The following is a 16,940-nucleotide window of genomic DNA, read 5'->3' as shown; positions in this document are numbered from 1 at the left end:
TGATGCATCCCGTCCTGACACTGGTGATCCAGCGCCTCGCGCTGGGTCTCCTTCTCCTCCTTGCGGCATCGGTCCTGATCTTCGTCGGAACCCAGATCCTGCCCGGAGATGTGGCCCAAGCGATCCTGGGCCAGGGTGCCACCGAACAGGCCCTGCAAAACCTTCGCGCCGAACTTGGGCTGGATCAGCCCGCGTTCACCCGGTACTTCGAATGGCTTTTCAATGCCGTCCAGGGCGATCTTGGCACCGCTTTGTCGAATGGCCGCGATATCGCCTCGTCCATCAGCGGACGTCTTCAGAACACGCTGTTCCTCGCCTCGGTCGCGGCCTGCATCTCGGTCCCGCTGGCAATCTTTCTGGGCCTTCTCGCCGTCCGCTACCGCGACCGCTGGCCTGACAAGCTGATCTCGGCCATCACGCTCACCTCGATCTCGCTGCCCGAATTCCTGCTGGGCTATGTGATCATGTACTTCTTCTCGGTGAAGTGGGGTCTCTTCCCCTCGGTCTCGAACATCAACAGCGGCATGACCTTCTTCGAGAAGCTCAACGCCGTCGCCCTGCCCGCCATGGTGCTCACGCTTGTCGTGCTGGCTCACATGATGCGGATGACCCGCGCGGCGATCCTGAACGTGATGCAATCGGCCTATATCGAGACCGCCGAGCTGAAAGGCCTGCGCCGCTTCACCATCATTGCCCGCCACGCGATGCCCAACGCCATCGCGCCCATCGTCAACGTGGTAATGATCAACCTCGCCTATCTGGTGGTCGGCGTCGTGGTGATCGAAGTGGTCTTCGTCTATCCCGGCATGGGGCAATACCTTGTTGACCATGTCGCCAAGCGGGATGTTCCCGTGGTGCAGGCTTGCGGCCTGATCTTCGCGACCATCTATATCGGACTTAACCTGTTGGCCGACATCATCTCGATCCTGTCCAACCCCCGTCTGAGGCATCCGAAATGAAGGGCATTCCCATTTCTGCCCTTCTTGGGCTCACCATCACGGCCGCTTTCTTCATCGCGGCCATCCTCGCTCCCTGGATCGCACCTTACGGCATGTCCGAGATCGTCGGAGATATCTGGGAACCGGCGTCGGACCAGTTCCTTCTGGGCACCGACAATCTGGGCCGCGACCTGCTGACCCGCATGATCTATGGCGGGCGCACGACGATCTTCGTGGCCTCCATGGCGACGCTGGTGTCGTTCTGCACCGGCGCGATCCTGGGCTTCACGGCGGCCGTCTATGGCGGCTGGATCGATCAGGTCATGTCGCGGTTCAACGACCTGATCATGTCGATCCCGACGCTGATCTTCGCGCTTGTGGTGCTGTCGGTGATGCCGGTCACGCTGCCGGTGCTGATCCTTGTCATGGGGCTGCTGGATTCGACACGCGTGTTCCGCCTTTCGCGGGCCGTCGCGGTCGACATCAATGTCATGGACTTCGTCGAGGCCGCGCGCCTGCGTGGCGAAGGCCAGCGCTGGGTCATCTTCCGCGAGATCCTGCCCAATGCCCTGTCGCCGCTGGTGGCCGAGCTGGGCCTGCGCTTCATCTTCGCCATTCTCTTCATCTCGACCCTTTCGTTCCTCGGCCTCGGCATCCAGCCGCCGGCAGCGGACTGGGGCGGTATCGTGAAAGAGAACCGCGAAGGCATCGTCTACGGCATCCCAGCGGCGCTGGTGCCGGCGGTGGCGATCGTGACGCTGTCGATTTCGGTCAACCTAGTGGCCGACTGGGCGCTCAATCGCACCACCAGCCTGAAAGGAGGCCGCGGTGTCTGATCAAAGCGACGATATCCTGCTCGAGATCAAGAACCTGCGGATCGAGGCCACGGCCTATGCTCCCGGCGAAAAGCCCAAGGACATCGTCATCGTCGATGACGTGTCCCTCAAGCTTGAGCGCGGCAAGGTCATGGGCCTGATCGGCGAATCCGGTGCGGGCAAATCCACGATCGGCCTGTCGGCGCTGTCCTATGGGCGCGGCGGCATCCGGTTGGCCGGGGGCGAGATCCTGCTCAACGGTCGCGAGATCCGCAAGGCCAGCCCCGGCGTTCTGCGCAGTCTGCGCGGCAAGGAGGTCACCTATGTCGCGCAATCGGCGGCGGCGGCCTTCAACCCCGCCAAGAAGCTGATGGAACAGGTCACCGAAGCCACGCTCAAGCACGGCTCGATGTCCAAGGCCGAGGCCGAGAAACGCGCCGTTGAGCTGTTTCGGACCCTGTCGCTGCCCGACCCTGAGCATTTCGGCGACCGCTATCCGCACCAGGTCTCGGGCGGTCAGCTTCAGCGCGCGATGACCGCGCTGGCGCTGTGCCCGAAGCCGGACCTCGTGATCTTCGACGAGCCGACCACCGCGCTCGACGTGACCACGCAGATCGACGTGCTGGCCGCGATCAAGACCGCCATCGCCGAAACCGGCGTTGCTGCGCTCTATATCACCCACGACCTTGCCGTCGTGGCGCAGGTCTCGGACGAGATCATGGTGCTGCGGCACGGAAAGATGGTCGAACACGGCACCGTCCAGCAGATCATCGAAGCTCCGCGCGAGGAATACACCCAGGCGCTGATCTCGGTCCGCTCGATCGAGCACGAGGAAAAGAAGCCCACGCCCGAGCCGTTGCTCAGGGTCGAAGGCGTCTCGGCGCGCTATGGGTCGATGGCCAAGGACGTGCTGTCGAATGTCTCGGTCGAGCTGCATCCGGGCCAGACACTGGCGCTGGTCGGCGAATCGGGCTCGGGCAAATCAACGATGGCGCGGGTCATCACCGGGCTTCTGCCGCCACGCGAAGGCTCGATTGTCTTCGACGGCAACACCTTGCCCCCGTCGTTGAAGCAACGCTCGCGCGAGGAACTGCGCCAGTTGCAGATGATCTACCAGATGGCCGACGTGGCGATGAACCCGCGTCAGACGGTGGCGACGATCATCGGCCGGCCGCTCGAATTCTATTTCGGGCTGCGCGGTCGCAAGCGCGACGAACGGGTGCAGGATCTGCTCGACGCCATCGAACTGGGCCAGGGCTTTGCCGACCGCTATCCGGCGGAATTGTCGGGCGGGCAGAAGCAGCGCGTCTGTATCGCCCGCGCGCTGGCGGCCAATCCCAAGCTGATCATCTGCGACGAGGTGACCTCGGCGCTCGATCCGCTGGTGGCCGATGGCATCCTGAAGCTGCTTCTGGACCTGCAGAAGCGCGAGGGCGTGGCCTATCTGTTCATCACCCATGACATCGCGACGGTCCGGGCCATCGCCGATTCCATCGCGGTGATGTATCAGGGCCGCGTGCAGCGCTACGGCACCAAGAGCGAGGTGCTGACGCCGCCCTTCGACGATTACACCGACCTGCTGCTGTCCTCGGTCCCCGAGATGCAGATCGGCTGGCTGGAAAAGGTGCTCGACCATCGCAAGATGACCAGCGCCGGGAACTGAGCCGGTCCCCCACTCAAGACGCATTGCGCGCCCTGTCTGGTAAGTCTAGACAGGGCGCCAATTCGTTGAAGGTATCCGCAGAGACCAGCATGTCCGACACGCAAGACGCCAAAGACCGCCCGCAGATCTATCTGGTGACGCCGCCCGCCTTCGACGCCGAGGACTTCGCGCCCGTGCTCGCGCGGGTCTGCGACGGGATCGAGGTGGCCTGCCTGCGGCTGTCGATGGCCTCGGGCGACGAGGACAACATCGCGCGCGCAGCCGATCAGCTGCGCGAACTGGCCCATGCCCGCGACATCCCGCTGGTCATCGACCGCCATGCGGTGCTGGCCGAACGGCTGGGACTGGACGGCGTGCATCTGCCCGAAGGCGCGCGCGATCTGCGCAAGCTGCGCAAGACGCTGGGCAATGACGCGATCATCGGTGCCGCCTGCGGCGCCTCGCGCCATGACGGGATGAGTGCCGCCGAAGCGGGTGCGGATTACGTCAGCTTCGGTCCGGTGGGCGAAACCGGGCTGGGCACCGGCCTGCGCGCCGAGGCCGAGCTGTTCGGCTGGTGGTCGGAAATGATCGAAGTGCCGGTCGTGGCCGAAGGCGCGCTGACACGCGATCTGGTCGAAGCGCTGGCCCCGGTCACCGATTTCTTCGCCATCGGTGCCGAGATCTGGGGTCAGGACGACCCGCTCGCCGCGCTCAGGGACCTGACCGCGCCGCTGGGCTGATAGGGGTGCAGGGGGCTGTCGGCCCCCTCTTGGCCTGCGGCCAATTCACCCCCGAGGATATTTATAGATCAAAGATGCGCCGAGCCTGTGCGGGCCGGGATGTGCTCCGTCGGACGCGCGCGGGCGGGTGCTACGCGGGCTCAGGCGAAGGCTATGCCCATGATGACCATCATCAGGCCGATCACCGACACGAACAGCGCCGACATGTTCCACATCACGCCCGTCTTCAACCCCCGGCGCAGCCCGGCATCGTCCAGCCCCTTGCGGCGCAGGCGCAGCACCCAGATCACGCAGGCCACGAGGCCCGCCACGCCCAGAAGCGTCACGCCCGCGCCGCCCCAGATCAAGAGTTCGCCCGTCGTCATCGGTGGTCTCCGTTTTGGTCGGGTGCGGTCTAGCCCCTGCTTGCGCGCGCGGCAAGCGCCTTGCCCCGTCCGGCGCGCGCCGCTAGGAACGGAAATCTGAACCAGCACCAGAAAGAGGCCGGAATATGAGCAGCACCGACACCGCCTATGACGTCACCGCCGACGAGCTGCGCAGCTTCGTCGAACGCTACGAGCATCTCGAGGCCGAGAAAAAGGACATCACCGACCAGCAGAAGGAAGTGATGGCCGAAGCCAAGGGCCGCGGCTACGACACCAAGGCGCTGCGCAAAATCATCGCGCTGCGCAAGAAGAAGCCCGACGAAATCGCCGAAGAAGAAGCGGTGCTGGATCTCTACAAGGCAGCGCTCGGCATGCAGTAAGCGCGGCTTTCCGGCGGCCCCTGCCCCGTAATCCCGGGTTTCATAACCTCAGGGTTCGAGCAGGGTCACGCCGGGGATCGACGCCACGAGGTCGAGATCGGCCTCGTAGATCTCGCTCAGCCGGTCGACCGTGTCCTCGGTCCAGCCGGGGATCAGCGGATCGGAGGCGACCGCTTCGGGCCGCACGAAGCGGCTGAGCAGAACGCCCAGCATCTTGCGGCGCGCGGCATCGTCGGCGGGGGGATTACGCTCGAACCAGCGGCGCATCGCGGCATGGGTCTTGGGCGTCACCAGTTCCCAGTACCACGCAAGCCAGCCATCGAGCACCGTTTCGGGCGCATGGCCCGCCACCGCGCGCAGGATTTCGGGCCATAGAAGCGGTGTATCTTCATCGCACCAGACCGTCACCGGCACGTCGGGCACCGCTTCGGTCAGGCGGGCGAGCATTTCGGACCAGCGCAGGAGGTCCGCATCGGCCTCGGACAGCCGTCGGGCGAGTGCGCCGCTCGAATCGCCCGCCGCCAGAGCGGGCAACAATGTCGCCGGATTGCGAATCGCGAGGTAGAATTCCAGCCGCGCCTCGGGGAAGATATGCCGGATCATCGCCGCGCGGTCGGCGGCGGCATGGTAAAGCTGGCCGTCATTCACCACCCAGGGCGGCATCGACAGCTGGTTCTCGGACGAGAAGACCACGCGGTCGATCTCGTCCTCATCAAGGATACCGTCGAGCAGGATCTCCTGCGTTTCCGCCGAGGTCTCGCGCTCGCGCATGTCGAAGCCGATCTGGCGCAATTGCTGACGGTACCGTCCCGGCCCGGGCACGGCGATCCCCTGTTCGAGCAGGGTCGCACGGTTGCGCATCAGGCATTGCACGAGCGCATCGCGGTCGGTGCAATGCGCGCCGAGGTGAAAAGCGATTTCCATGCAGGCATCTAGCGCGCTGCCCGGTTGCGAGGCAAGAGCGCAGGCCCGGCGATCACCGCGTTGGGTTCTTGTCGAGCCGCGGGAATGTCGCTATCAGGACGCAGCGCCGGTATAGCTCAGCTGGTAGAGCAGTTGATTTGTAATCATCAGGTCCCGGGTTCGATTCCTGGTGCCGGCACCATTTCCTTCCCCGCGACGCGTGTCATAGCCGGGCCGGGAATGCGTCCTGCGCCGCCGGGGAAAACCGCAGATAGACCGACAGCGCGAGATAGAGCGCGAACTCGGTCAGCATGATCGGCACCGCCATCGCTCCCCCGCCGAAGGCGCCGAAATCCATCACCTCGATGAAGCAGAGACAAGCCAACACGGCATACATGGTGGCCGAGGTATGCGGCGTCGCCCGCCATCGGCGCAGATAGCCCGCGACGAAAACCAATCCGGTCAGGCTGAGGGCGAAGAAATGCAGGAATTGCCGGCCTGCGGGGAAACTCTCGTCCTGTAGCCCGATTGCCAGACCGGGATGCGCGTATTGCAGAAGCCCCAAGATACCCCAGCAATGCCTTAAGGCCAAATCGGTCGAGAGGTTTTGGCAATCTGTCTGCTCAAATCGTGGTTCAGGCGCGCGCGACACAAAGGGCGGTGAGCGTCACGCGGCTGACAGGATGTCTCGTCGGACGCTGCGACGCCAGACCCCTTCACCGCGAGGCCCGCATGACCGCTTGGGTTGCTTTGTCGAAAGAGCTGACCTAAGCCGGATCTGATCGGCCCGGGCTTGGCATTCGAGGGCACTCAACACTGGCAAACCGGGCCGTTGCGCGGCTCGGCCCTGTGATCGGCGCAGGTCTGCCCCTCTTGCGTCCCAATTGCCCCGCATGGCATTTTCCGGGACACGACAATCAGACTGGCGCGCAGGGACGTACGAGATGGATCAATTGGCCGATACCCGTCCTGCCACAGAGCGCGTTCTGGCGGTGGATCTGGACGGGACGCTGGTGCGCTCGGACATGCTCTACGAATCCTTCTGGGCGGCGATGGCAAAGGACTGGCGCACGCCGTGGGTCGCGCTTCGCGGCCTGTCGCGCGGCAAGGCCGCGTTGAAGGCCGAGCTGGCATCGATGGCGCTGCCCGATCCGGCCACCCTGCCCTATGATCCCGAGGTGCTCGCGGAAATCCGGCACTGGCGCAAGACGGGCGGACGCGTGGCGCTGGTCACGGCGGCCGACAGCCGGATCGCGCAGGCGATTGCCGACCATCTCGATCTGTTCGACGAGGTTCATGCCTCGGACGGGGCAACCAATCTCAAAGGTCCGGCAAAAGCGGCGTGGCTGCGCGCGCGCTACGGTGCGGGCGGATACGTCTATGCGGGCGATTCCCCGGCCGATATGGCGGTCTGGAAAGAAGCCGGTGGCGCGATGACCGTGGGCGCGCCCGCTGCCCTACGCGCGCAGGTGCAGGGCCTGCATGCCAATACGCGCCATCTGTCGCCACCCGTGCCGATCTTCCCCGCTGCTCTGCGCGCGGTGCGTCCGCATCAATGGCTGAAGAACATGCTGATCTTCTTCCCGATGGTGGCGGCGCATGATTTCAACCTGATGGCCGTCTTCATGGGCGCGCTGGCCTTCGTGGCGTTCAGCCTTGTGGCCTCGTCGGTCTATCTGCTCAACGACCTGCTCGACATCGCCTCGGACCGCGCGCATCCGCGCAAGCGGCTGAGGCCGCTCGCCGCCGGAACATTGCCTCTGAAAACGGGCATGATGCTGATCCCCGTTCTGCTGCTGGCGGGGATATTGGTGGGATTGCTTCTGCCGCCCGTCTTCCTGTTGGTGCTGGCGGGATATTACGCGCTGACGGTGGCCTATTCGCTCTGGCTCAAGCGCCGTCCGATCATCGATATCTGCGCGCTGGCCAGCCTTTACACGATGCGCGTGATCGCGGGCGGGGCCGCCGCCGGGATCAGCCTGTCGGTCTGGCTTCTGGCGTTTTCCGCCTTCCTGTTCTTTGCGCTGGCCGCCGTCAAACGGCAGGCCGAGCTGGTCGATATGAGCCAGCGCGGCCTCGACGAGGCGGCGGGGCGCGGCTACCGGGTGTCCGACCTGCCGCTGGTCACGCAGATGGCCACCGCGTCGGGCTTCGTCGCGGTGCTGGTGCTGATGCTCTATCTCAATGAACCCGAAGTGTTGGTGCTCTACAGCCACCCGGTCCTGCTGTGGGCCGCCTGTCTGTCGCTGCTCTACTGGATCTCGCGCATGGTTCTGGTGGCAAGCCGGGGCAAGATGGATGACGACCCGACCGTCTTTGCCGCGCGGGACCGCGTCAGCCTGACCATCGTCGCGCTGATCGCGGCGCTTTTCATCGCGGCCAAGGTGCTATGAGCGCGACCGGCTGGACCTTGTTGTGGCGCTATAGCGCGTTCGCGGTGATCGCCACGCTGGCCAATCTGGGTGCGCAGCGGCTGGTGCTGCGGATGGGCGACGGGCCAGTGTTGTTCGCGCTGGCGGTCTTTGCCGGGACGGGGCTGGGGCTCGTGGTGAAATACGTGCTCGACAAGCGCTGGATATTCGCCGACACCGAAACCGGAATGCGCGCCCATTCGCGCAAATTCGGGCTCTATACGGTGATGGGGCTGGTCACGACCGCGATCTTCTGGGGCACCGAGACCGCCTTCTGGCTGGCCGCCGGCACGCATGAAGCGCGCGAGATCGGCGCGGTGCTGGGCCTCGCCGTGGGCTATGTTGTGAAATACCGGCTCGACAAGCGCTTTGTCTTTAACGCGCGCGTGGCCGAGGGGGTTTGATGAAACTGTCGGGCTGGGGACGCTATCCCCGCGTCGAGGGAAAGCTGAGCACACCGCGCAGCATGGCCGAGATCGCGGCCTTACTGGGTAATGGCCCCGTGATCGCGCGCGGCATGGGGCGCGCATATGGCGATGCGGCGATCGGGCCGCATGCGATTTCGACCCGCCATCTGACGCATATGATCGCCTTTGACGAAACAACCGGCCAATTGGTGGCCGAGGCGGGCGTCACGCTCAAAGACATCCTGTCGTCTTTCCTGCCGCGCGGCTGGTTCCTGTCGGTGACGCCGGGGACGCAGTTCGTCTCGCTCGGCGGCGCGATTGCCTCGGACGTGCATGGCAAGAACCACCATTCCGAGGGCTCGTTCGGCACCTTCGTCGATTGGTTCGACCTGATGGGCCCCGATGGCCGCGTGACCCGCTGCTCGCGCGACGAGAATGCCGATCTGTTCCACTGGACGCTTGGCGGAATGGGGCTGACCGGGATCATCCTGCGCGCGGCGATCCGGCTGAAGCGGGTGGAAAGCGGCTGGATCCGTCAGACCACCATCGCCGCGCCCGATCTCGACGCCGCGCTCGACGCGTTCGAGCGGACCTATTCCGCCACCTATTCGATGGCCTGGATCGACTGCGCCGCCACCGGCTCGGCCATGGGCCGGTCGCTGGTGATGAATGGCGAACATGCCACGCTGGCCGAATTGCCGCCCGAGAAGCGCGCGAAACCCTTTGCCGCACGCGGGCATCTGTCGCCGCGCGTGCCGGTCGATTTCCCCGGATTCGCGCTGAACCCGTGGTCGATCCGGGCCTTCAACCAGCTTTACTGGACCAAGGGACGGCTGTCGGCAGGCACCGGGCTGACCGGGTGGGAGCCGTTCTTCTACCCGCTCGACGCGATCCGCGACTGGAACCGGATCTATGGGCGGCGCGGTTTCATGCAGTTTCAATGCGTGGTGCCGCTGGAAAGCCGCGCCGAGGGCCTGCGCGCCATCCTGCGGGCGATCAGCGACAGCAGCGCGGGCTCGTTCCTTGCCGTGCTCAAGCGTTTCGGGCCGCAGGACAGCCGCCTCAGCTTTCCGATGGAGGGCTATACGCTGGCGCTCGACTTTCCCGTCAACCGCCGGTCGCTCGACCTGATGCCCCGGCTCGACGCGATCACCGCCGATCACGGCGGACGGTTCTATCTGGCCAAGGACAGCCGTATCTCGGCGCAGACCCTGCGCCGCACCGACCCCCGATGGGCGGATTTCGCGGCGATGCGCCGCGACAGCGGCCTTGCCGCCGCGTTCGCCTCGGCCCAGAGCGAAAGGCTCGACACATGACCCCGACCCTGCTGATCCTCGGCGCCACCTCGGATATGGCCCGCGCCTGCGCCCATCGTTACGCACGCGAAGGCTACGACCTGATGCTCGCCGCCCGTGACCCCGACACGCTGGAGGCCGACGCGCAGGACCTGCGGCTGCGCCATGGCCGGATCGTAACCTGTCACGCCTTCGACGCGCTCGATATCGACAGCTTCGCGGATTTCATCAACGGCCTGCCGCATCTGCCCGACAGCGTGATCTGCGCGATCGGCGCGATGGGCGACCAGAATGAAAGCCAGATCGACCCCGCTGCCGCCGCAAAGGTGATGCGCGCGAATTACGAAGGGCCTGCGCTGATCCTGGGTGCGCTGGCGCAGAAGATGCAGGCGCGCGACCACGGCGTACTGATCGGCATATCGTCGGTGGCAGGCGACCGGGGGCGCGCGTCGAACTATGTCTACGGCTCGGCCAAGGCGGGCTTCACCGCGTTCCTGTCCGGCCTGCGCAATCGGCTGGCGAAAACCGGCGTGCAGGTCATCACCGTGAAACCGGGTTTCGTCGCCACCAAGATGACCGAAGGCATGGACCTCAATCCCCGCCTGACGGCCCTGCCCGAGGAAGTGGCCGAGGCCATCTGGCAGGCACAGGCCCATAAGCGCGACGTGATCTATGTGCGGCGGATCTGGCGCATGGTGATGACCATCATCCGCCTTCTGCCCGAGATCATCTTCAAGCGCACCCAGCTTTGACGCGTCCGCTCTGATTCGGCGGGACGCGGGGTGCGGGGCCTCTGTGGACGGCGCTTTCGCTGCTTTGCAGCATTGCCCCCTTGCGGAACACCCGGTCGCCGGTCCCCGAGAGGTCCCCTTCGCGTTTCGCCACCGGCCTGAGCTCCCCACCGTGGGCTCGCAGCCTAAGCGATTGACCTGTGGATAAATTCCCCCGACAGCCGCCCGAAACAGGGCCGCCGCGCCCTTGTCAGCTTGGCCCGTCGGCGCTTTCCGGTCGGCGAAACATGGCCGACCAAGTTTTGCCTTCGTTTGCTGTTCATTGCCGGTTATCCTTTTGGCCGGTAGAGCAACTGCCATGACGAGGGACATGAACGAAACGCGCGCCGCAAAGGCACGCATCTCCGCGGTTGCGGGGCGGCTTTCACTGGTGGCTACGGGGCTTGGCGCTCTGACGCTGATTGCGATCAGCGCGCAGATGATGCTGGACAATCCGGGCGATACACCGGCGGGCGACGCCCTTGCGCAACGTATGATGCGCGCGACGGACGAGCCGGTGACAGCCGCGCCGACGACCCGGCCCATGCCGGCGGTCGCGTCGCTGGGCGGCACCGCGCCCGCTGCCCTGCTGCCCGACACCACCGCGCCGCAAATCTGGTACAGCGCCCTGCCCGACACGCTGCCCCCCGCAGCCTCGCAGGATTTCGACAGCCGGTCAGTAATGGTCGCGCGGCCGATGCAAGACCGTTCGCGGGCCCCCGCCACGGCGACCCGGACTATTCCGGACATCGCCGGCGATGCGCCGCAAGCGGTGGTCACGCTCGCCAGCTATGATCCGCAGGAAATCGCCCGGATCGCCACCCTGCGCGACCCGCATGAAACCGATCTGGGCAGCCTTGTCGGCGGGCGCCGCGCGCCCGGCTCTCTGGTGTCCTCGCCCGGGCAAGGGCTTTTCGTCCTCGACACCGAGGCCGAAAGCGGGTCCGAGGCCACGACCGAACCCACGATGCCCGACGCCGCCTTCATCGCCCGCGCCGAAACGCAGGCGCTGCGGGCATCGCTGATGCCGCGCGCCCGTCCGGTCGTGACCGCAGCCGTTCCTGACGCTGAGCCTGCCGATACCGCGCTGGACGAACCGGTTCAGCTGGCCGAGGCCGACACGACCGCCGAGGAAACCTTTGAGAACCGCGGCGCCCCGCTATCGTCACCCGCGCCACAGCGCCGCCCGCGCATCGAACGCGCCGTGGCCGAGGCCCCGAGCAACGACGCTCCCGTCGTTCTGGCCAGCCTGTCGGACAGCCGGAGTGTCACCGCAGCGCCCGCCGCGATCGAAATTCCCGCGCTTTCGGGCCGCAGCGATGACCAATGCTCCAGCCGCATGACCCGCGCGATGCCGTCGCGTCCGCGCGGCGCCGAGGCGGGCAGCACGGTGATCTCTCACCTGACATCCTCGGGCGGGCGCGAGCGTGACAACGCGATCACTGCCGAAGTGCTGCGCGGCAACATGCCCGATTTCCTGCGCAATCTGGTCCCTGTCAGCTTCGACGGCACAGATGCGCAGGGCCGCCCGACGCGGATCACCATCTGCGTGACGCCCGATTATCTCGCCGTCGGGTCAAACCGCGATTTCGTCCGCGTGCCGCTGGGCCTGCCCGCCGCCATGCGCATCGCCGAGCGTTTCGACATGGTCCTGCCCACGACCCGCATGGTCGACGAGATCTACCGTCAGGCGCAGGTGCATCTGAGCCCGCGCCCGATGGATCCGACCTCGGCCATGGTCACGACCGGCTATTTCCTGCGCCACAACAGCACCGTGCAGGGCCAGCTTCAGCAAGCCGGTGCGCGTCTGGGCCAGCTTGTTTCGGGGCACAAGAAGGACCTCGTGCTGACCAACCGCCTGCAATCGCGGCCCGGACAGGTGGCGATTTATGGCTGGCACCAGCGCAACGGTCGGGCGATCCAGCCGCTCAGCACCGTGCATGGCGCGCAATATGCCGATTACAGCCATGGCATCCGGCTGGTGTCGCGCCGCGCCTTCGTCAACGGACGCGAGGTCGATCTGCGCGACCTGCTCTCCAACAGCCAGGTCGCAAGCCTGGTGAGCGAGGAAGGCACGATCACCAACCGTCAGCTTCTGGCGCTGGCGGATTAACACCGCCTCACGGGTCAGATCTTCGACAAGACAGGTTTCAAGTGCCGCGCGCCGCCACCCCGGCGGCGCGCCCGGTCGCGCGAGGGCCAGAGGCCGGAGGCCTCTTGTCCGAGGGCGAAACCGCTCACCCGTTCCGTGGGACTCAGTCCTGCGAGCGAACCAGCAGCGGCATCAACGCCTGCACCAAGGCCATCGCGCCATCGGGCTCGTAATCCCAGCCCAGCCAACCGCGCTTTTCCGCCGCCGCCACATTGGCCGGGGTGTCGTCGATCAACAGGATCTCGTGCGCCGGCATGTCGAGTGCCTGCTCGACATGCGCAAAGGCAGCCACCGACGGCTTCATCGCCCCGATCTCGCCCGATGCGAACACCGCATCCACTTGCCCGGCCCAACCCGCCTCGTGCATGATCCAGCGCGTGCGGCGGGCCTCGTTATTGGTCAGGATCACCTGCGCGATCCCGGCCTGCGTCAACAGGGGCAGCAGCCGCTCCAGCTCGGGATCGGGGTCGTGATCGGTCTCGAACCAGATTTCCAGCACATCCTCGGGGTCGAACTCGGCCCCCGTCTCGGCGCCCCACTCGGCCAGCCGGTCCAGCACATCCTCGCGCCCCTCGAACAGGGCCGCCTTGTCACGCCCGAAAACCGCCTGCCCCATGGAGCGCGCATCGATGCCCAGCTCTTCGCCGACCTTGCGCTGCCAGGGAAACATCCCATCGCCCTCGCGTTGACCCGCGCGGTTCAGCACGCCGTCGAAATCCCAGACGATGGCGCGGACGGCCTCGATGCCTTCGATCTTCTCGCTCATGCCAACCGCGCCCTCAGCGCTGTCAGGGCTTCGGCATCGGCGCCCTCGCAAAGGGCCGAGCGCGAGGCGAACAGCGTCGCCTGACTACATAGCACCGGCGCGCCGTCGAGGATCTTCAGATGGTTGGCGCGCAGCGTCTCGCCGGTCGAGGTGATGTCTGCCACCGCCTCGGCGGTCAGGTTGCGGATCGTGCCCTCGGTCGCGCCCTGGCTGTCGACCAGCTGATAATCCGCCACCCCATGCGCGCGCAGATGCTCGCGCACCAGCCGGTGGTATTTCGTGGCGATCCGCAACCGGAAACCATGATCGGCCCGGAACGCCGCAGCGGCGGCGTCGAGATCGTCCAGCGTCTCGACATCGACCCAGCAATCGGGCACCGCGATGATCAGGTCGGCATGGCCGAAGCCCATTTCCGCCACGACCTCGACCACGCTGTTCCAGTTGCCCAACTTCTCGCGCACCAGATCGGTCCCGGTCACGCCCATATGGATGCGACCCGCCGCCAATTCGCGGGGGATCTCGCTGGCCGAAAGCAGGACAAGATCCACCCCCTCGATCCCTTCGACCGCGCCGGAATATTCCCGTTCTGCGCCCGTGCGCTTCATGGTGATGCCGCGCTCTGCGAACCAGTCGAAGGTCTTCTCCATCAACCGGCCCTTCGAGGGCACGCCGATCTTCACGCTCATTGCCCGCCCTCCAGTTCCACCAGCAAGGCAGGCCGGATCACGCCGCCCACCGCCGGGATCGACCGGCCCTGTCCCAGTACCGCCGTCAGCGCATCATAGCGCCCGCCCGAGGCGACCGGCGGCAGGTCCGGCCGCGCCTCGGCGAAAAAGCCGAAGACGAAGCCGTCGTAATATTCCAGCGTCGTGCGCCCGTAAGAGGCTTCGAAATCCAGCGCATCGGCATCGACGCCATGCGCCGCCAGCACCGTCAGCCGCTGCTCGAACGTGTCGAGCGAGGGCGCGATCCACGGCATTACCTGCGCAATCTCTTGCATCGCCGCAAGCGCAGCGGGCGCCTTGTCGGCCACGGCCAGAAGAGCCTCGAGTGCGTCGACCACATCGCCGGGAATGGCGGGCGTTGCGGAATCCTCGGCCAGCCGCATCAGCCGGGTCTCGATTTCCGCGCGCGAACGCAGGCCGATCTGCGGCGCCGTGCTTTCGATGGGATCGCCGGACTGCAAGCGCTCCAGCAACGCCGCGCGTCCTTTGGGCAACGGCGCGCGACCGGCGAAGCGTTCGAGCAGCGCCCGAAACCGGCCCGGACGCCACAGATGACGCATCAGCGCGGATTTGCGCGTTTCGCTCGTGGGCAGGCCACGGACCGCAGCAATCAGAATGCCGATATCGCCGGTCGATGCCCTCAGCCCCTTGCCCGCCAGCATCCGCGAAAACAGCGCGAAAACCTCGGCATCGGCCCTCAGCGGTTGCTCGCGGTCGAAAACCTCGTAGCCCACCTGCAGGTATTCGCTGGCGCGCTCAGCGCCGTATTCCTGTTTGCGGAAAACCTCACCCAGATAGCAATAACGCGCGGGCTCCGCGCCGCCCGCCATATGCGCCTGCACCACCGGCACGGTGAAATCCGGGCGCAGCATCATCTCGCCCTGAACCGGATCCTGCGTGACATAGGCGCGCGCGCGAATATCCTCGCCATAAAGGTCCAGAAGCGTCTCGGCGGGCTGCAGAACCGCGGCCTCGACCGGCGCGGCGCCCCAGGTCTGGAACGCCCCGAACAGGCGCTGGCCCTCGGCGCGTGCGGCGGGCGTGGCGATACGCATCACAGGCTATCCTTGCCCAGCATGTCCTTCACCGTCGCCACCAGATCGGTCACCGGGACCTCGACCTGCGCCGGGCGGTCTTTCCATTCCTCAAGCGTTGCGCTCTCGGCGATCTTGGCGCCCAGCACCAGATCCTTGATCTGCACGACGCCGCGCTCGGCTTCGTCCGACCCTTGGATGATGGCGACCGGCGATCCGCGTTTATCGGCGTATTTCAACTGGTTACCGAAGTTCTTGGGGTTGCCCAGATAGACCTCGGCCCGGATCCCCGCGCGGCGCAGCTCGCCCACCATCTTCTGGTAATCGGCCATCCGCGCGCGGTCCATCACGGTCACGACGACCGGGCCGGTGCTGCCGGTTTCCGTCCGTCCTTTGGCGGTCAGCGCGGCCAGCAGCCGGTCGACGCCGATGCTGACCCCCGTCGCGGGCACAGCCTGCCCGGTGAACCGCTTGACGAGGTCGTCATAGCGCCCGCCCCCCGCGACCGAGCCGAACTGGCGCTTGCGGCCCTTCTCGTCGAGGATCTCGAAGGTCAGTTCGGCCTCGAAAACCGGCCCGGTATAATAGCCAAGCCCCCGCACGACCGACGGGTCGATGACCACCCGGTCCGAGCCATAGCCCTGCGCGGCGAGCAACGCGGCCATTTCCTCAAGTTCGTCAACGCCTTCCGCGCCGATCTTCGACTCGCCCACCAGACGCCGCAGCTCGGCGCAGGTCTCGGCCCCGGTATCGCGCCGCGCGGCGGTGAAGGCCAGCACGACATCGGCCGAGCTGTCCGGCAGCCCCGCGCCCTTGGTGAAATCGCCCGACTCGTCCTTGCGCCCGGCCCCTAACAGGGCGCGCACGCCGTCCTCGCCCAGCCGGTCGAGCTTGTCGATGGCGCGCAGCACGATCCCGCGCTCAGCCTCGAATTTCGACGGATCCTCGGGGTCCAGAACGCCCGCGGCCTCCATCACCCCGTTCAGCACCTTGCGGTTGTTGATGCGTACGACAAAATCGCCGCCCAGACCCAGATCTTCGAACACATCGGCCAGCATCGCGCAGATCTCGGCATCCGCAGCCACGGTCGAGGCCCCGACCGTATCCGCATCGCATTGATAGAACTGGCGGAAACGGCCCGGCCCTGGCTTCTCGTTGCGCCAGACGGGCCCCATCGCATAGCGCCGATACGGCGAGGGCAGATCGTTGCGATACTGCGCCGCGACACGCGCCAGCGGCGCGGTCAGGTCATAGCGCAGCGCGAGCCAGTCCTTGTCATCCTCCTGCCATGCGAAGACGCCCTCGTTGGGGCGATCCACATCGGGCAGGAACTTGCCCAGAGCCTCGACCGTCTCGACCGCCGAGGTCTCAAGCGGGTCGAAGCCATAGCGATGATACACCCGCGCGATGCGATCGAGCATCTCCTTGCGGGCCGTCACCTCGGCACCGAAATAGTCGCGGAACCCCTTGGGCGTTTCGGCCTTGGGACGACGGATCTTGGTCTTGCTCATGCTCGCACCCGGTTTGTCCGCGCGTGGTCTAGCCCAGCCGGGGCGCGGCGGCAAGCAGCGCCTGCCCGTAACGCCGCCCTTCC

17 protein-coding genes and 1 tRNA gene are annotated in these 16,940 nt (G+C 66.1%); 11 read left to right on the top strand and 7 right to left on the bottom strand.

Annotated elements, in window-relative coordinates; all coding sequences use genetic code 11:
• Window positions 1-2 precede the first annotated feature (2 nt).
• The 4 genes from JI664_RS07065 (at window position 3) to JI664_RS07050 (ending at window position 4,138) form a co-directional block, all read left to right on the top strand.
• Window positions 3-959, top strand: a complete 957-nt coding sequence (locus JI664_RS07065) for an ABC transporter permease (RefSeq protein WP_207013026.1) — start codon at window positions 3-5, stop codon at window positions 957-959.
• On the top strand, window positions 956-1,774 hold the full coding sequence (locus JI664_RS07060) for an ABC transporter permease (protein ID WP_207013025.1): 819 nt from the start codon (window positions 956-958) through the stop codon (window positions 1,772-1,774). Before JI664_RS07065 ends, JI664_RS07060 begins: the two co-directional genes overlap by 4 nt.
• Complete coding sequence (locus JI664_RS07055; RefSeq protein WP_207013024.1) at window positions 1,767-3,416, top strand: ABC transporter ATP-binding protein; 1,650 nt, start codon at window positions 1,767-1,769, stop codon at window positions 3,414-3,416. The genes JI664_RS07060 and JI664_RS07055 overlap by 8 nt, the downstream gene beginning before the upstream one ends.
• Window positions 3,417-3,505: 89 nt before the next feature.
• Window positions 3,506-4,138, top strand: coding sequence for a thiamine phosphate synthase (locus tag JI664_RS07050; RefSeq protein WP_207013023.1), 633 nt, complete (start codon window positions 3,506-3,508; stop codon window positions 4,136-4,138).
• 140 nt (window positions 4,139-4,278) lie between these two features.
• Here the strand turns inward: JI664_RS07050 and JI664_RS07045 are convergent, their stop codons facing one another.
• A complete protein-coding gene (locus JI664_RS07045) occupies window positions 4,279-4,503 on the bottom strand; it encodes a hypothetical protein (RefSeq protein WP_207013022.1) in 225 nt (74 codons plus the stop codon).
• Between the two features lie 125 nt (window positions 4,504-4,628).
• Here JI664_RS07045 and JI664_RS07040 point away from each other — a divergent pair, with 125 nt between their 5' ends.
• Window positions 4,629-4,883: a DUF2312 domain-containing protein gene (locus JI664_RS07040; RefSeq protein ID WP_109532069.1), complete on the top strand. Its 255-nt coding sequence runs from the start codon at window positions 4,629-4,631 to the stop codon at window positions 4,881-4,883.
• Between the two features lie 48 nt (window positions 4,884-4,931).
• On the opposite strand, the gene JI664_RS07035 is transcribed toward JI664_RS07040, so the two are convergent.
• Window positions 4,932-5,807 carry a hypothetical protein gene (locus JI664_RS07035; protein ID WP_207013021.1) on the bottom strand — a complete coding sequence of 292 codons (876 nt, stop codon included), beginning with the start codon at window positions 5,805-5,807 and terminating at the stop codon, window positions 4,932-4,934.
• Window positions 5,808-5,912: 105 nt separating this feature from the next.
• Between JI664_RS07035 and JI664_RS07030 the strand changes: the two genes are divergently transcribed.
• Window positions 5,913-5,988, top strand: a tRNA-Thr gene (locus JI664_RS07030).
• Window positions 5,989-6,009: 21 nt separating this feature from the next.
• Here JI664_RS07030 and JI664_RS07025 read toward each other — a convergent pair.
• Window positions 6,010-6,351 carry a hypothetical protein gene (locus tag JI664_RS07025; protein WP_207013020.1) on the bottom strand — a complete coding sequence of 114 codons (342 nt, stop codon included), beginning with the start codon at window positions 6,349-6,351 and terminating at the stop codon, window positions 6,010-6,012.
• A 379-nt stretch (window positions 6,352-6,730) separates the two neighbouring features.
• On the opposite strand from JI664_RS07025, the gene JI664_RS07020 reads away from it, so the two are divergent.
• From JI664_RS07020 to JI664_RS07000, 5 genes are all read left to right on the top strand, one after another.
• Window positions 6,731-8,179: a UbiA family prenyltransferase gene (locus JI664_RS07020; protein ID WP_207013019.1), complete on the top strand. Its 1,449-nt coding sequence runs from the start codon at window positions 6,731-6,733 to the stop codon at window positions 8,177-8,179.
• Window positions 8,176-8,601 (top strand): GtrA family protein, encoded by a 426-nt coding sequence (locus tag JI664_RS07015; RefSeq protein ID WP_207013018.1) that lies wholly within the window; start codon window positions 8,176-8,178, stop codon window positions 8,599-8,601. The genes JI664_RS07020 and JI664_RS07015 overlap by 4 nt, the downstream gene beginning before the upstream one ends.
• On the top strand, window positions 8,601-9,920 hold the full coding sequence (locus JI664_RS07010) for an FAD-binding oxidoreductase (protein WP_207013017.1): 1,320 nt from the start codon (window positions 8,601-8,603) through the stop codon (window positions 9,918-9,920). The genes JI664_RS07015 and JI664_RS07010 overlap by 1 nt, the downstream gene beginning before the upstream one ends.
• A complete protein-coding gene (locus tag JI664_RS07005) occupies window positions 9,917-10,651 on the top strand; it encodes an SDR family oxidoreductase (RefSeq protein ID WP_207013016.1) in 735 nt (244 codons plus the stop codon). The genes JI664_RS07010 and JI664_RS07005 overlap by 4 nt, the downstream gene beginning before the upstream one ends.
• A 349-nt stretch (window positions 10,652-11,000) precedes the next feature.
• Entirely contained in the window at window positions 11,001-12,782 is a 1,782-nt protein-coding gene (locus JI664_RS07000; protein WP_207013015.1) for a hypothetical protein, read from the top strand.
• 142 nt (window positions 12,783-12,924) lie between these two features.
• Here the strand turns inward: JI664_RS07000 and JI664_RS06995 are convergent, their stop codons facing one another.
• From JI664_RS06995 to hisS, 4 genes are read right to left on the bottom strand one after another with little or no spacing between them, the layout of a single operon-like run.
• A complete protein-coding gene (locus JI664_RS06995; RefSeq protein WP_207013014.1) occupies window positions 12,925-13,587 on the bottom strand; it encodes an HAD-IA family hydrolase in 663 nt (220 codons plus the stop codon).
• Complete coding sequence (gene hisG / locus JI664_RS06990) at window positions 13,584-14,273, bottom strand: ATP phosphoribosyltransferase (protein ID WP_207013013.1); 690 nt, start codon at window positions 14,271-14,273, stop codon at window positions 13,584-13,586. The genes JI664_RS06995 and hisG overlap by 4 nt, the downstream gene beginning before the upstream one ends.
• On the bottom strand, window positions 14,270-15,367 hold the full coding sequence (locus tag JI664_RS06985) for an ATP phosphoribosyltransferase regulatory subunit (protein WP_207013012.1): 1,098 nt from the start codon (window positions 15,365-15,367) through the stop codon (window positions 14,270-14,272). The genes hisG and JI664_RS06985 overlap by 4 nt, the downstream gene beginning before the upstream one ends.
• Entirely contained in the window at window positions 15,367-16,857 is a 1,491-nt protein-coding gene (gene hisS, locus JI664_RS06980; protein WP_207013011.1) for a histidine--tRNA ligase, read from the bottom strand. The genes JI664_RS06985 and hisS overlap by 1 nt, the downstream gene beginning before the upstream one ends.
• Window positions 16,858-16,940 lie beyond the last annotated feature (83 nt).

The organism is Rhodobacter sp. NTK016B (genome assembly GCF_017303295.1).
Taxonomy (GTDB): domain Bacteria; phylum Pseudomonadota; class Alphaproteobacteria; order Rhodobacterales; family Rhodobacteraceae; genus Pararhodobacter.
The sequence above is the reverse complement of the archived record's forward strand: the minus strand, read 5'-3'. Positions and strand labels throughout refer to the sequence as shown.

What these genes read in the sequence shown, in the direction of transcription:
- JI664_RS07065 (WP_207013026.1), top strand. Translation starts at nt 3, where the DNA reads ATGCATCCCGTCCTGACACTGGTGATCCAGCGCCTCGCGCTGGGTCTC.
- JI664_RS07060 (WP_207013025.1), top strand. Translation starts at nt 956, where the DNA reads ATGAAGGGCATTCCCATTTCTGCCCTTCTTGGGCTCACCATCACGGCC.
- JI664_RS07050 (WP_207013023.1), top strand. Translation starts at nt 3,506, where the DNA reads ATGTCCGACACGCAAGACGCCAAAGACCGCCCGCAGATCTATCTGGTG.
- JI664_RS07045 (WP_207013022.1), bottom strand. Translation starts at nt 4,503, where the DNA reads ATGACGACGGGCGAACTCTTGATCTGGGGCGGCGCGGGCGTGACGCTT.
- JI664_RS07040 (WP_109532069.1), top strand. Translation starts at nt 4,629, where the DNA reads ATGAGCAGCACCGACACCGCCTATGACGTCACCGCCGACGAGCTGCGC.
- JI664_RS07035 (WP_207013021.1), bottom strand. Translation starts at nt 5,807, where the DNA reads ATGGAAATCGCTTTTCACCTCGGCGCGCATTGCACCGACCGCGATGCG.
- JI664_RS07020 (WP_207013019.1), top strand. Translation starts at nt 6,731, where the DNA reads ATGGATCAATTGGCCGATACCCGTCCTGCCACAGAGCGCGTTCTGGCG.
- JI664_RS07015 (WP_207013018.1), top strand. Translation starts at nt 8,176, where the DNA reads ATGAGCGCGACCGGCTGGACCTTGTTGTGGCGCTATAGCGCGTTCGCG.
- JI664_RS07010 (WP_207013017.1), top strand. Translation starts at nt 8,601, where the DNA reads ATGAAACTGTCGGGCTGGGGACGCTATCCCCGCGTCGAGGGAAAGCTG.
- JI664_RS07005 (WP_207013016.1), top strand. Translation starts at nt 9,917, where the DNA reads ATGACCCCGACCCTGCTGATCCTCGGCGCCACCTCGGATATGGCCCGC.
- JI664_RS07000 (WP_207013015.1), top strand. Translation starts at nt 11,001, where the DNA reads ATGAACGAAACGCGCGCCGCAAAGGCACGCATCTCCGCGGTTGCGGGG.
- JI664_RS06995 (WP_207013014.1), bottom strand. Translation starts at nt 13,587, where the DNA reads ATGAGCGAGAAGATCGAAGGCATCGAGGCCGTCCGCGCCATCGTCTGG.
- hisG (WP_207013013.1), bottom strand. Translation starts at nt 14,273, where the DNA reads ATGAGCGTGAAGATCGGCGTGCCCTCGAAGGGCCGGTTGATGGAGAAG.
- JI664_RS06985 (WP_207013012.1), bottom strand. Translation starts at nt 15,367, where the DNA reads ATGCGTATCGCCACGCCCGCCGCACGCGCCGAGGGCCAGCGCCTGTTC.
- hisS (WP_207013011.1), bottom strand. Translation starts at nt 16,857, where the DNA reads ATGAGCAAGACCAAGATCCGTCGTCCCAAGGCCGAAACGCCCAAGGGG.